This is a genomic window from Oscillospiraceae bacterium, from assembly GCA_015067255.1.
Lineage (GTDB): Bacteria > Bacillota > Clostridia > Oscillospirales > SIG519 > SIG519.
Genome location: SVMS01000017.1, coordinates 1 through 14,017, shown reverse-complemented (window position 1 = coordinate 14,017; position 14,017 = coordinate 1). Strand labels below are relative to the sequence as shown.

Annotated in this window: 12 protein-coding genes; all 12 read left to right on the top strand. The window is 39.7% G+C overall.

Going from position 1 to position 14,017, the window contains the following annotated elements:
* The first annotated feature begins 57 nt into the window (after positions 1-57).
* The gene (gene mraZ, locus E7480_05255; protein ID MBE6903996.1) at positions 58-486 is read left to right on the top strand and encodes a division/cell wall cluster transcriptional repressor MraZ; all 429 of its coding nucleotides are present in this window, start codon (positions 58-60) and stop codon (positions 484-486) included.
* The gene (gene rsmH, locus E7480_05250; GenBank protein MBE6903995.1) at positions 486-1,418 is read left to right on the top strand and encodes a 16S rRNA (cytosine(1402)-N(4))-methyltransferase RsmH; all 933 of its coding nucleotides are present in this window, start codon (positions 486-488) and stop codon (positions 1,416-1,418) included. Before mraZ ends, rsmH begins: the two co-directional genes overlap by 1 nt.
* Before the next feature lie 34 nt (positions 1,419-1,452).
* The gene (locus E7480_05245) at positions 1,453-1,866 is read left to right on the top strand and encodes a hypothetical protein (protein ID MBE6903994.1); all 414 of its coding nucleotides are present in this window, start codon (positions 1,453-1,455) and stop codon (positions 1,864-1,866) included.
* A 140-nt stretch (positions 1,867-2,006) separates the two neighbouring features.
* Positions 2,007-4,262, top strand: coding sequence for a PASTA domain-containing protein (locus E7480_05240; protein ID MBE6903993.1), 2,256 nt, complete (start codon positions 2,007-2,009; stop codon positions 4,260-4,262).
* Positions 4,263-4,290: 28 nt separating this feature from the next.
* Complete coding sequence (locus E7480_05235) at positions 4,291-5,733, top strand: UDP-N-acetylmuramoyl-L-alanyl-D-glutamate--2,6-diaminopimelate ligase (GenBank protein ID MBE6903992.1); 1,443 nt, start codon at positions 4,291-4,293, stop codon at positions 5,731-5,733.
* A 42-nt stretch (positions 5,734-5,775) separates the two neighbouring features.
* A complete protein-coding gene (locus E7480_05230; GenBank protein ID MBE6903991.1) occupies positions 5,776-7,152 on the top strand; it encodes a UDP-N-acetylmuramoyl-tripeptide--D-alanyl-D-alanine ligase in 1,377 nt (458 codons plus the stop codon).
* Between the two features lie 5 nt (positions 7,153-7,157).
* Positions 7,158-8,123, top strand: coding sequence for a phospho-N-acetylmuramoyl-pentapeptide-transferase (locus E7480_05225; protein MBE6903990.1), 966 nt, complete (start codon positions 7,158-7,160; stop codon positions 8,121-8,123).
* Between the two features lie 113 nt (positions 8,124-8,236).
* A complete protein-coding gene (gene ftsW, locus E7480_05220; GenBank protein ID MBE6903989.1) occupies positions 8,237-9,292 on the top strand; it encodes a putative lipid II flippase FtsW in 1,056 nt (351 codons plus the stop codon).
* Positions 9,293-9,306: 14 nt separating this feature from the next.
* Positions 9,307-10,425, top strand: coding sequence for an undecaprenyldiphospho-muramoylpentapeptide beta-N-acetylglucosaminyltransferase (gene murG, locus E7480_05215; GenBank protein MBE6903988.1), 1,119 nt, complete (start codon positions 9,307-9,309; stop codon positions 10,423-10,425).
* A gap of 63 nt (positions 10,426-10,488) precedes the next feature.
* Positions 10,489-11,742, top strand: a complete 1,254-nt coding sequence (murA, locus tag E7480_05210; GenBank protein MBE6903987.1) for a UDP-N-acetylglucosamine 1-carboxyvinyltransferase — start codon at positions 10,489-10,491, stop codon at positions 11,740-11,742.
* Between the two features lie 14 nt (positions 11,743-11,756).
* Entirely contained in the window at positions 11,757-12,683 is a 927-nt protein-coding gene (locus E7480_05205) for an FtsQ-type POTRA domain-containing protein (protein MBE6903986.1), read from the top strand.
* A 119-nt stretch (positions 12,684-12,802) separates the two neighbouring features.
* Positions 12,803-13,897 (top strand): cell division protein FtsZ, encoded by a 1,095-nt coding sequence (ftsZ, locus tag E7480_05200; protein ID MBE6903985.1) that lies wholly within the window; start codon positions 12,803-12,805, stop codon positions 13,895-13,897.
* Positions 13,898-14,017: the final 120 nt, after the last annotated feature.

Below are 14,017 nucleotides of genomic sequence, written 5' to 3'. Positions count from 1 at the left end.
CATTTTGTGAAACAAAGTGGTAAATCGACCGATTTTTGAAAGGGGGAATAACTGCATATGTCATTTATGGGAAAGTATTTTCATACCCTTGATGCCAAGGGCAGAGTAATTATTCCCGCTAAGTATCGTGAAGAGCTGGGAGAGGGCTTTGTAGTAACAAAGGGCTCGGGAAGATATCTTGATATTTATCCTGCTTCTCAGTGGGCAATTCTCAAAGAAAAGATAGATTTGATAAGCGGAACCAAGGGTAAGGAGCTTCGCCGTCATTTTTATTCAAATGCCATAGACGGTGAGTATGACAAGCAGGGCAGAATAATTATTCCTCAGGATTTGAGAGAGTATGCAATGCTTGATAAAGAGATAGTAATTGCAGGTGTTTCCAAGAACTGTGAAATCTGGGACAAAAACTCCTGGAATGAGCATTACGGAAATGATATACAGGTAAATATTGAAGCCCTTATAGACGATAACGATTTGGATATATGATAGATTTTGTACATATTCCGGTGCTTGCGAATGAATGTATTGAAGCGCTGAACATAAAGGAAAACGGAATATATGTTGACTGTACTATGGGCGGAGCAGGGCACAGCAGTCTTATTGCACAAAGGCTGAAAAGCGGAAGGCTTATAGCCATTGACCAGGACGACGATGCCATAAAGGCAGGCAAAGAAAGACTGAGCAAGTTTTCCGACAGAGTAACAGTTGTAAAAAGCAATTTTTCACGTCTTCGGGGAATTCTTGATGAGCTTCAGATAGACAAGGTTGACGGAGTGCTTATGGATTTAGGCGTTTCCTCCTTTCAGCTTGACAGTGAAGAAAGAGGCTTTTCTTATAATTCAGAGGCAAGACTTGATATGCGAATGGACAGGCAGCAGTCCTTTGATGCATACGAGCTTGTAAATACATATTCATATGAGGATTTAAAGAGAATACTTTTCACCTATGGGGAAGAAAAGAATTCTGCTAAAATCGCTTCGAAGATTGTTAGTGTTAGACAAAAGGCGCCCATAGTGACGACGGCAGACCTTTCCGCCATAATTAAGAGCGCCTTTCCTCCATCTTCAAGATGGGAAAACAAGCACCCTGCAAAACGAAGCTTTCAGGCAATCCGAATGGAAGTAAATTTAGAAACAAAGGTATTGGAAGAGGTTTTATCACAGCTTACAGATTGCGTAGCAAAGGACGGAAGAATAGCGGTGATAACCTTTCATTCTTTAGAGGACAGACTTGTTAAAACAGCTTTTACCTCTTTGGCAACGGGTTGTATATGTCCAAAAGAGTTTCCTGTATGCGTTTGCGGCAACAAGCCCAAGGTAAAGCTTATAACAAAAAAACCTATAACGGCAACACAGCAAGAGCTTGAAAATAACAGAAGAGCGCACAGCGCAAAACTGAGGGTAGCGCAAATATTATAGAAATTGAAATTTTGAAAAGAACGGAAGTGAGAAAATGAGCAGTATTACAAGGGAAACTCAGGTTGTTCCCAAGAAGAAAAAGAAAAAATTTGTAAGTGCATACACTGTTGTATTTACACTGCTTATTGTCGCACTTTTGGGAATAAAGGTATACGGAGATGCTCAGCTCAATGAGCTTACCTTAAAGGCATCAAGCTTAAAAAATGAATTGAGCGAGCTTCAGAATGAAAAGAAGCGTCTTAATATTTCATTAGAAAAAAGAACCGATTTATCCACAATAGAATTAAGGGCTCAGACAGAATTAGGGCTTATTAAAATCGACAAAAATCAAATAGAATACATAAGTATTCCGTCGGAGGATAAAGTCGAATATATAGAGGATGTGTCGAGTGGTATATTTGACGAAGCTTTAAGACAATTTTCGATTTTTTTGGAATTTTTAAGCTAAAGATAAATATAATTTATATGTAATGCAGAATGCAAATGAGTTGAGCAGAATTGCCCTAAAAACAAAGGAAATCTAAAATCGGCAATATAGCTGCAAAAGTTGTGTTCTGCATTTTGACATTAAATGAGGAGAGTGACAGGATGGCTAAAGGTGCTACAAAACCTATGTATAAAAGAATAATTGCGTTGGCACTCGTTATAATTATCGGCGGTTTTTCCGTGCTTCTTGTCAATCTTTTTAAATTGCAGATTTTGAATTATGAATATTATCAGAAAAAGGCAATTGACCAACAGACAAGGGATATAAGCATAGCGGCGCAAAGAGGAACTATATACGACAGAAACGGAAAAATTCTTGCCGCTTCCGCAACTGCATATCTTGTATACGTAGCTCCTGCTTCTATAAAAAACGATACACAAAAGCAGGCTATAATATCGGGACTTCCTGAAATATTGGGAACTACTCCGGAAGAGGTTTCGGAATATCGTGAGAAAATTATAAAAATATGCGAAAAGAAAACCTTTTACGAGGTAGTTGAAAGAAGAGTTGAGCAGGAGGTTTCCGATAAGGTTCTTGACTTTATAAAAGAAAATAAGCTAACTCTTTGTGTAAATATCGCAGAGGACCCCAAAAGATATTATCCCTTTGGAAATTTTGCATCTCACGTAATAGGCTTTACAGGCTCAGATAATCAAGGTCTTGCAGGTGTTGAACAATATTTTGATTCTTATCTTTCAGGCGTTCCCGGAAGAATAATAACAGCGACAAATGCAAAGGGAAGCGAGCTTGACTACGACAATCAGATGTATATTGAGCCTCAGAACGGCGACAGCATAGTGTTGACTATTGATGAGGTTATTCAGCATTTTCTTGAAAAAACATTGGAACAGGCGGTAGAGGATTATAACGTTGAGGAACGTGGCGCCGGAATAATTATGAATGTAAAAACCGGTGAAATTTTAGCTATGTCGGTAAAACCCGATTTTGACCTCAATGAGCCTTTTACAATAACCGACGAAAAGGTTTTGTCAGCTCTTTCTGAGCTTAGCGAAGAAGAGTATAAAACAGCAAGAAGCAAAGCGCTTAATGCTATGTGGAGAAACAAAGCAATAAGTGACCAGTATATGCCCGGCTCTGTTTACAAAACCATAACCGCAGCAATAGCCTTAGAAGAAGACGTTACTACTTTTAACGATAGCTTCTACTGTACCGGAGGAATAAAGGTAGAGGGCTGGGGAAGGTCAATAGGCTGTGATAAGAGAACAGGACACGGACACGAAAACTTTGTTCAGGGCTTTTACAATTCCTGTAACCCCGTGTTTATTACAGTAGGCTTGCGTGTAGGCGTTGCTAAAACATATAATTACGCTTCTGCTTTTGGATTTTTCTCTAAAACGGGCATACAGCTTCCAGGTGAAGCTGCAAGAGCATCTTATGTTCAGCTCAATGAGATGACTAATGTCGATTTGGCGGTTTATTCCTTTGGACAGAACTTTAAAATAACTCCTCTGCAAATGATAACAGCAGTTGCCGCTTCGGTAAACGGAGGTTATTTGCTTGAGCCTAATATAGTAAAAGAAATTGTAGACGAAAACGGAAATGTAGTGGAAAGCTTCTCCAAAAAGGTAGTTCGTCAAGTTATTTCAGAGGAAACATCGACACAGGTAAGAACTCTTTTAGAGTCTGTTGTAACAAACGGCTCGGGAAGAAACTCTGCAATTGCAGGCTACCGTATAGGCGGAAAAACGGGAACGTCGGAGAAAACAGATAAAAAGAACGAAGCGGGTATAGCCGATAAAAGACTTATTTCCTTCTTATCTGTTGCGCCGGCAGACGACCCGGAAATAGCATTGCTTTTATTACTTGACGAGCCCAACATTCCTACAAGAGTTTCCGGCGGCTTGCAGGTAGCGCCTATGTCAAGACAAATTCTTTCAGACGTGCTTCCCTACTTGGGAATAGAGCCTACTCTTTCCGTTGAAGAGCTTTTGAAGAGTGAAGTCAATGTTCCGAATGTTGTTAATATGAGTGTTGACGATGCAAGAAACACCTTGAAAAATTCAAAGCTTTCAATAACGGTGGTAGGAGACGGAGACACAGTAAAAAATCAGCTTCCTTATGCTGGACAGAAAATGGTTGCAAACGGAAAAGTAGTTGTATATACAGGCGATGCAGTACCGCCCGAAAAAACTACTGTACCTAATATAAAAGGGCTTTCGGCATCAAAGGCAAATCAAGCTCTTATAAATGCGGGACTGAGTGCGAAATTCAATTCCACAGGAGGAAACGGCGACTTTGTCGTTTATTCCTGCACTCCTGCAATAGGAGAAATGGTTAAGACGGGAAGCACCGTTACTGTAGAAATGAGAATTGTTTCCGACGAAATTACAAACTGACGGCCTTGTCTGAAAGGAAGGGTAATAAATGCTTTTATCCAAGCTTATAAACGGAATAAAATATTTCGGAGAATTTGAAGATACAGAGATAAGCTCAATAGTGACAAACAGTAAAAAAGTAACTGAGGGAGCGTTGTTTGTTGCCATTGAAGGAGTAAGTGTAGACGGCCACGATTTTATTCAAGAGGCTGTGCAAAACGGAGCAGTTGCAGCTGTAGTTACAAAAAAATGCGATGTAAGCTGTACACAGCTTATAGTTGAGGACACAAGAATAGCAATTGCAAAGCTATATGCAAACTTTTTAAATAATCCCGTAGAACAGCTCAGCGTTTCAGGAATAACGGGAACAAACGGAAAAACCACAACAGGATATCTGAGCCAATATATAATGTCTAAAAGCGGCATATCGGCAGGACTTATAGGCACTGTGGAAAATATAACGGGAGAGGGAAAAGAAGCTTCAAATTATACTACTCCCGAGCCTGTAGCTCTGCAACAGCTTTTTAAGAAAATGGTAGATACCGAAATAACTGACGTAGTTATGGAAGTTTCATCTCACGCTCTGGCGCAAAACAGAGTACACGGTATAGATTTTAAGGTAGGCGCTTTTACTAATCTTACAAGAGACCACCTTGACTATCACGGCACAATGGAAAACTATCTGAATGAAAAGCTAAAGCTTATTGATATGTCGGAAATTGCGGTAATAAATGTTGACGATGAAAGCGCACCCGCTTTTCTTGAACGTGCGGGAGATAAAAAGCTTATTACCTACGGAATAGAAAACGAGGCAAGACTGAGAGCGCAGAATATTGTAAGCCGTGCAAACGGTTCGTATTTTACTATGTGCTTTGACGATAAGAAATACAATACCTTTATAGGTATTCCCGGTAAATTTTCAGTATACAATGCTCTGTGTGCTGTCGCTATTGCAATAGCTAACGGAGTGCGTTCAGACGTTGCGGCAAAGGCGTTGAAAAGCGCACCGGGTGTTTGCGGAAGAATGGAAATTGTTCCTACAAACAAGGATTTTACGGTTATAATAGATTATGCCCATACTCCCGACGGACTTGAAAAAGCAATAACAACCTTAAGAGATATTCCCAAAGAGGGAAAATTAACTGTACTTTTCGGCTGCGGAGGGGACAGGGACAAAACAAAACGTCCGATGATGGGAAAAATAGCCTGCGAGCTTGCAGACAATATAATAATTACCTCCGACAATCCCAGAACAGAGGAGCCAAACAAAATAATAATGGATATTCTGGCAGGAGTTCAGCCTGAAAAAGCAACTCAAACGGTAATTCCTGACAGACGTGAGGCTATTGCCTTTGCGCTTGGAAGCGCACAAAAGGGCGACGTTATATTGCTTGCAGGAAAGGGACACGAAACCTATCAGATACTTAAAGATATGACAATACATTTTGACGAGCGTGAGGTCATTAAAGAAATTCTTATGAAGGAAAGCTGAGTTTTGGCAAAAACACGGCCACCTTGGAAGGTGTGATTTTAATTGGAAATTATTACAACAGGAGATATTGCAAAAAGCTGTTCGGGAGAAATAGTTTTCGGCAGAGAGGATACAACTGTTTCAAACGTTTGTATAGACAGCAGAAAAGCTAAAGAAGGCTCTTTATTTATAGCGATACAGGGGCAAAAGGCTGACGGACATGATTTTTGTCAGCAGGTTGCACAGAGCGGTGCAACGGCAGTGCTTGTGGAAAAGGATATAGAGGATTGCGGAATAACCGTTATAAAGGTGTCCTCTACTCTTTTAGCCTTACAAAGCCTTGCCGAAAGCTATCGCAAGAAATTTGCAGTACCCGTTATAGCGGTAACGGGAAGCGTTGGAAAAACTACAACAAAAGAGCTGTGCGCTCTTGTTATGAATCAAAAATATAAAACTCTTAAAAACGAGGGAAATCTCAACAGTACAATAGGTATGCCCTTATCTGTTTTTGATTTGGACAGCAGCTTTGAGGCTGCAATCTTTGAAATGGGAATGAGCGGCTTGGGAGAAATTGCGGCTATGTCCCATATTGCAAAGCCCGACGTTGGAGTAATAACAAATATAGGTGTTTCCCATATTGAAAAGCTGGGAAGCGTTGAAAATATTTTAAAGGCTAAGCTTGAAATAGAAAACGGAATGTATGCAGACGGAGTTCTTGTTATCAACGGCGACGATAAAAAGCTTTGGGAAGCAAGAAATAAATTCGTGCATATGTATATTTCCTACGGAATTGACAACAGCGAATGTGATGTTCGAGCCAACAATATAAAAATATATAATGACAGGACAGAATTTGACATTATATATAAGCAAAATACTATAAACTGTTGTATACGTGCCGTCGGACTTCACTATGTATACAACTGTCTTGCGGCAACTGCGGCAGGCTCTGCTTTGGGACTATCCTTGCAGGAAGCGGCTTCGGGAATTTCTCTTTTTAAAACTGTAGGACAAAGACAAAATATTATTAAAAAAGAAAATTTTACAATAATTGAGGACTGCTATAATGCAAGCCCTGACAGTATGAAAGCGGCGCTTGACGTTTTAAGAACCTTAGAGGGCAATAAAAAAATAGCGGTGCTGGGAGATATTCTTGAGCTTGGCAAAAGCGCTCCCATTCTTCACGAAAAGGTTGGAAAATCAGCCTTTGGAATTGACACTCTTATTTTATACGGTGAGTATGCTCAAAGCTATAAAAAAGGAGCTATGAGCGTAGGACTGAGTCAAGAAAAGATTTTTTGCTTTGAAGCAGCAGAAAAGCAAAAGTGTATTGAAAAAATTAAAGAGCTATCAACAGACGGCAACTGCGTGCTTGTAAAGGGAAGCCGTGGAATGAAAATGGAAGAGTTAATAGAAGGAATAGTAGGAGAAGAGGGATAAAAGGAATGTTAAATATAGTAATATCAGCGTTAATATCTTTTGCTGTAACAGCGGCAGCGGGACCTTTTATAATTCCCTTGCTTCGCAGACTGAAATTCGGACAGAGCATTAAGGACATAGGACCTGCATGGCATAAAAACAAAAACGGCACACCTACAATGGGCGGACTTATGTTTATTGCGGGAGCTATTGTTGCTGTTGGTGTAACAGCGTTCAGCTGGGCATCACAAAAGGATTTCAGAGTGATTGCTACTGTAACTGCCTGTCTTATTTTCGGCTTGATAGGCTTTGTTGACGATTTTATAAAGGTTGTCAAGAAAAGAAACTTAGGCTTGACAGCATTACAAAAGCTGATATTACAGGTTTTGACGGCAACAGCATATATTGTGTATCTTGCCTCAAACGGATATATTTCTACTAAGCTTCAGATTCCTTTTTTTGAAAACGGCATAGAGCTAAGTTGGTTTTATTATATTATTTCTGTTATAGTAATAGTCTTTGTTGTAAATGCAGTCAATCTCACTGACGGTGTAGACGGTCTTGCGGCATCTGTTACTTTAGCGCCTATGGTATGCTTTTGCGCAATAGCACTTGATATGAATGCTGTGGGAATATCCTCTGCGGCGGCGGCTGTGTTGGGCGGTTGTGCAGGCTTTCTGATTTACAATTTCAATCCTGCAAAGGTCTTTATGGGCGATACAGGCTCCCTATTTTTAGGCGGTGCGGTAGCTCTTGTTCCCTTTGCACTTAATAAACCTTTGCTTGTAATTATTGTTGCAATTGTCTTTATTTGCGAGGCTTTATCTGTTGTTATACAGGTTCTTGTATTTAAGCTTACTAAGAAAAGAGTTTTCAAAATGAGCCCTATACATCATCATTTTGAGATGTGCGGCTGGAAGGAAACCAAAATCGTTTATGTGTTTACGGCAATCAGCTGTGTATTTGCTGTAATAGGATATATTTTATTTTAAAATAAAGATAGGAGGTTAAGCCTTTGGATAATACAAATGCTATAAAAAAGCAAAAAAAATTAGCTCTTTTAAATAAGTCGGTATCATTCGATTGGCCTTTTTTCCTCCTTGTTATGCTACTGCTTGTTATAGGACTTGTAATGATGTACTCTGCAAGCTTTGCAAAGGGCTATTTTGAATATGATGACAGCGCTTATTATATAAAAAAACAGCTTGTTTTTGCCGTTATAGGTTTAGTTGCAATGTTTTTTGCATCGAGAGTTCATTATAATATGTGGCGTGTTGCGGCATTCCCTCTGTTTATAGTTTCCAATGTTTTATTGGTAGCCGTAAGGCTTATAGGACAGACCTCAAAGGGTGCAGGACGTTGGCTTGAAATTGCGGGAGTACGTTTTCAGCCCTCAGAGGTTGCAAAGCTTGCCGTAGTCATTATGCTTGCTTTTTATATTTCAAAAAACTATAACAAAATGAACAAATTTAAAAACGGTCTTCTTTATCCCGGAGCGATTTTGGGAATAACCTGTCTTTTGGTTGTTATTCAGCCTCACCTTTCGGGAACCGTTATTATAGGTCTTACAGGACTTTCTCTTATGATTATCGGAGGCACAAAGGTAAGGTGGCTTGCAATAATCGGTGGTTTGGGCGGCAGCGGCGCTCTGTTTATGATTTTTAAAATGGGATATATGCAGAACAGAATAGCTGCTTGGTTAGACCCTGCCTCCGACCCCTTGGGAAAAGGCTTCCAGACATTACAGTCCCTTTATGCCATAGGCTCAGGCGGTCTTTTCGGCTTGGGACTTGGACGTTCAAGACAAAAGTATTTATATTTGCCCGAGCCTCACAACGACTGTATTTTCTCTATAATATGCGAGGAATTAGGCTTTATAGGAGCTTTTATTATAATAGTTATTTTTGCGCTTCTTATTTACAGAGGCTTTGTAATTGCATGGTCTGCACCTGATAAATTTTCATCTCTTATGACTGTGGGAATAATGGCACAGCTTTCCTTCCAGGTGCTTTTCAATATAGCGGTTGCTACAAATACTGTTCCCGTAACGGGAATTTCGCTTCCTTTTTTCAGCTATGGCGGAACGTCGCTTATGATGCTGCTTGGCGAAATGGGAATTGTGCTTTCGGTATCACGAAGCGCAAGGCTGAATAAGACGTGATACCGTAAAATTTTTTGGGGGTAATTATCATAAAGGTATTGATATCGGGCGGCGGCACAGCGGGACATATAAATCCTGCTCTGTCAATAGCCAATGAAATAAAAAGAAAAAATCCTAATGCAAAAATTATGTTTGTGGGAACAAAAAGAGGTCTTGAATCGACCCTTGTTCCTCAAGAGGGATATCCTATAAAATTTATTGATGTTTCGGGATTTTTGCGCTCACTTTCCCTTAAAAATATTAAAATTGCATTCAAAGCTTTAAAGGCAAAAAGCGACGCTAAAAAAATAATAAAAGAATTTTCTCCCGATTTTGCAATAGGTACTGGCGGTTACGTTTCAGGACCCTTACTCAGTGCGGCTCAAAAAATGGGTATAAAAACCTTTATTCACGAACAAAATGCGTATTGGGGCGTAACGACACGGCTTCTTGCAAAAAAAGCGGACAAAATATTTGTAAGCTTTGAGCCTAATGAAGAACAGAAAAAGCAATATGGGGACAGATTGGTAGTTACAGGTAATCCCATAAGAAACGATATTTTAAGCCTTGATAAATCTTCATCAAGAAGAGTGCTTGGAATAGATGAAAGGCCTTTTGTAGTATCCTTTGGGGGTAGCTTAGGCGCAAAAAGAATAAACGATGCCGCTTTAGGTATGCTTGAAGAGTCAAAGAAAGACTCAAGGTTTATACATCTTCACGCCACAGGAAAACGTGATAAGGAGTATATGAAGCAGGAGCTTAAAAAAAGAGGGCTTGGCTTTACCTCTTCGGGAGATATAAGAGTTATCGAATATATACACGATATGCCAAGAGTTCTTGCGGCGGCAGATTTGGTTATATGCAGAGCAGGTGCAATAACTCTTGCAGAGCTTGCGGCAATAGGAAAGCCTGCAATTATAATTCCTTCTCCCAATGTATCTGAAAATCATCAGTATAAAAATGCAAAGGTTTTTGCAGATAAGGATGCCGCTGTTTTAATTGAAGATAAGGATTTGACAGCAGAGCTTTTATACACTACTGTAAAAGAAATCATTTCACAAAACAGGCTTGAGCAAATGTCTTCCAATATGCTCAAATTCAAAAAAGAAAATGCTGTTTCTGATATAGTGTCAAGCATTTTCAAAGAAATATAGTTTTTCACTAAAAATGTTATTTTGCATATTATAAATCGAACAGATTTTTTGGAGGTTTATAATATGCCCAAGCTACTTATCAATTCGGGAATAAGGCTTGACGGCACCATAGATGTTCAAGGTGCAAAAAACAGCCTTTTACCTATACTTGCAGCAAGCCTTATGGGAAGCGGAAAATCAGTTATACATAATTGCCCGCGCTTGTCAGATACACAGGCGGCAACTGAAATTCTTGAAGAGTTGGGCTGTAAAACCGACTTTTCAAACGGCACGGTGTATATAGATGCCGGGGACGCTTATAAATGGGAAATACCTGATAACCTTATGAGAAAAATGAGGTCATCTATAGTCTTTTTAGGTGCAATTCTGGGAAAATTCAGAAAGGCTAAGGTAAGCTTACCGGGTGGCTGTGAGCTTGGCCCACGTCCCATAGACATTCATATAGAAGCACTTAGGAAAATGGGTGTCAGTGTAAAGGACGAGTACGGGTATTTATATTGCGAATGTCCCAAAGGGCTTAAGGGTGCAAGCATTGACCTGAGATTGCCCTCGGTGGGAGCAACTGAAAATATTATGCTCTGCGCCTGCTGTGCAGAAGGTACGACTGTAATAAACAATGCGGCAAGAGAGCCTGAAATTGTTGATTTACAAAGCTTTCTTGTTAAAATGGGAGCAAAAATTACAGGCGCAGGAACTGATACAATAATTATAGAGGGTGTAAAAAAGCTTAACTGCGCAGAGCACAGCGTTATGCCTGACAGAATAGTTACAGCTACCTATCTTATGTGCGCCGCCGCAACAGGCGGAAGAGTAAAGCTTTGTAAAACAAAATATACGGACCTTTCGGCAGTGCTTTCTGCGATGTCTGATGCAGGCTGCCGTTTTAAGCTATATAATGACAGTATTGAGCTTTTAAATGCTCCTGTTCCAAAAGCTTTGAATACGGTAAGAACAATGCCTTTTCCGGGCTTTCCCACAGATGCTCAGGCGTTGCTTTGCGCATATTTAACGGTTGCAACGGGAACAAGCATAATAGTTGAAACTGTTTTTCAAAGCCGATATAAGTATATACAGGAGCTTGCAAGAATGGGTGCGAAAATTCGCACAGAGGACAGACTTGCTATAATTGACGGCGTTAAATATCTTACAGGCTCAAGCGTTGAGGCGACCGATTTAAGAGGCGGAGCCGCCCTTGTTATTGCAGGGCTTATGGCTAAAGGAACTACACAGATAGATAAAATTTTTCATATTGAAAGAGGATATGAAAACATAGAATATGCTCTTTCCTCATTGGGAGCAGATATCAAAAAGATTTAGGAAGTGAAACAAGATTGGCTATTGTCAGAAAAGCGCCGGAACCTAAAAAGACACAAGTTCAAGCTCCGTCTGAAAGACAAAGAAGAAAAAAACGCCGCAAAAAGAGAAGCAAAGCCTTTTTTGTTATTCTTTTTGTGCTTTTGATGCTTGCGGTTGTAATAACCTCTATAACACTGTTTTTTGATGTCAAGGAAATAAAAGTAGAGGGAGAAAGTATATATATTAATGAAGAAATTATCGCAGCTTCGGGCATAGAGCTTGAAGATAATATGTTTGCATTAAATAAATTCAGCATATGCGATAAAATAGAAAATCTGCTTCCTTTTGTTGAAGAAGCAGTTATTGAAAGAAATTTACCCAATACCATTATCATTAAAATTACACAGGCAAAGCAAGCGGCATATCTTGAAACAACGGGCGGTTACGTGCTTTTAAGCAGTAAGGGAAAGGTACTGGCAAATAAAAATGAAAAGCCCGAAACAAGTATGCAGCTTTTTGGCTCGGGAATAGTTGCAAATACAGTGGGAGAAATCCCTCAGTTTAAGGATAATATAACCTATGAAATGTATTTGGCACTTATGGAGCAGTTTGAAAGCTTCGGAATTACCGAAAAAGTAACTATGCTCAACATAGGAAGAGCAAGCAGACTTGCTTTTGAATATGAGGGCTGTATCGTTGTAAATTTAGGCACGAATGAAAATTTGACACGTAAATTTGAGTTTTTCAGATATATAATGGACAGAAATCCAAAACCTCAGTTTGCCCTTATGGACCTTACTGAAACCGTGTCAAATAAAGCTACATACAGCGGAGATATACCGCAGTCAAAATATTTGACCGAGAGAGGTCTTCTTATAACAGATGCGCTTCCAAGCGATGAAAACGAGGAAATTTCCTCTGATTTACCTGAGGAAAACGTTTCTTCGGAAATATCTGAATAATAAACATAAATTTTGTGGAAATTTTTTTAAAAAACACTTGCAAAATACAATATCTTGTTATAAAATATAATAGTATATTTGTGAAAAATAAGGAAGTTTATATAAGGAGGATTTTTAATATGCCGGTTCGTTTAGCACCCACAAGTGATGAAGCAGTGCTTATTAAAGTTATAGGTGTCGGAGGAGCAGGAAATAACGCTATTGACCGTATGATTGAAGCGGGTATTGAGGGCGTTGAATTTATATCTATCAATACAGATATTCAGGCTTTGTTCCGTTCCAGAGCTTCTAATAAAATTCAAATAGGAGAAAAACTTACAAAAGGTCAGGGCGCAGGTGCAGATCCTGAAAAGGGTAAGCGTGCAGCCGAAGAGAGCAGAGAGGCTATTGCCGATGCTTTAAGAAATGCCGATATGGTATTTATAACTGCCGGTATGGGCGGCGGCACAGGAACAGGAGCAGCTCCCGTTGTTGCTGAAATTGCAAAGGAAATGGGTATACTTACAGTAGGTATAGTAACAAAGCCCTTTACCTTTGAAGGCAAAAGCCGTATGAGCAAGGCAACCACCGGTATTGAAACCCTCAAGGCAAGAGTTGACTCTCTTGTAGTTATCCCCAATGAAAGATTGAAATTCGTTTCTGAACAGAAGATAACCTTCCAGAACGCATTTATAATTGCAGACGATGTTTTGCGTCAGGGCGTTCAAGGTATTTCCGACCTTATTATGAAGCCCGGTATAGTAAACCTTGACTTTGCTGATATTTCCGCTGTTATGACAGATGCAGGCTATGCTCATATGGGCGTAGGTAAGGCTGCAGGAAAAGACAAGGCAGAGGCTGCTGCAAAAATTGCTATGTCATCTCCCTTGCTTGAAAGCTCAATCAACGGTGCAAAGGGTGTTATTATCAACATCACTGCATCTCCCGATATTACTCTTGATGAAATCGAAACAGCTTCCGGACTTATCTACGAAGCGGCTCACGATAATGCAAACATTATCTGGGGTACTTCCTTTGACGAAAGCTTTACCGATGAAATGTGCGTAACTGTTATTGCTACAGGCTTTGAGGGAAATATCAATAATATGTTTAATCCCAATGCAAAGGCTTTGAACATTGAAACACCCAGCGAAGAGAATGAAGCTGACGGAGAAATGGGAATTGACGACGGCGGCTTTATTGACCTTATAAACGAATTGAGCAAAAACAAATAAAAAACAGACTGTCGAAAAAGGCACAGACCGCAGAAAAGGAAAAAACATAAGCGGTTGAAGCTAATTTTTAAAATTGATATAGGAAAGGAGTTCTACTCTTTTCCTATATTTTTTATGGAA

Bases quoted from the DNA above. Each gene is read 5' to 3' on its own strand.
- mraZ (MBE6903996.1), top strand. From the start codon at position 58: ATGTCATTTATGGGAAAGTATTTTCATACCCTTGATGCCAAGGGCAGA.
- ftsZ (MBE6903985.1), top strand. From the start codon at position 12,803: ATGCCGGTTCGTTTAGCACCCACAAGTGATGAAGCAGTGCTTATTAAA.
- E7480_05225 (MBE6903990.1), top strand. From the start codon at position 7,158: ATGTTAAATATAGTAATATCAGCGTTAATATCTTTTGCTGTAACAGCG.
- ftsW (MBE6903989.1), top strand. From the start codon at position 8,237: ATGCTACTGCTTGTTATAGGACTTGTAATGATGTACTCTGCAAGCTTT.
- murA (MBE6903987.1), top strand. From the start codon at position 10,489: ATGCCCAAGCTACTTATCAATTCGGGAATAAGGCTTGACGGCACCATA.
- E7480_05240 (MBE6903993.1), top strand. From the start codon at position 2,007: ATGGCTAAAGGTGCTACAAAACCTATGTATAAAAGAATAATTGCGTTG.
- E7480_05245 (MBE6903994.1), top strand. From the start codon at position 1,453: ATGAGCAGTATTACAAGGGAAACTCAGGTTGTTCCCAAGAAGAAAAAG.
- E7480_05235 (MBE6903992.1), top strand. From the start codon at position 4,291: ATGCTTTTATCCAAGCTTATAAACGGAATAAAATATTTCGGAGAATTT.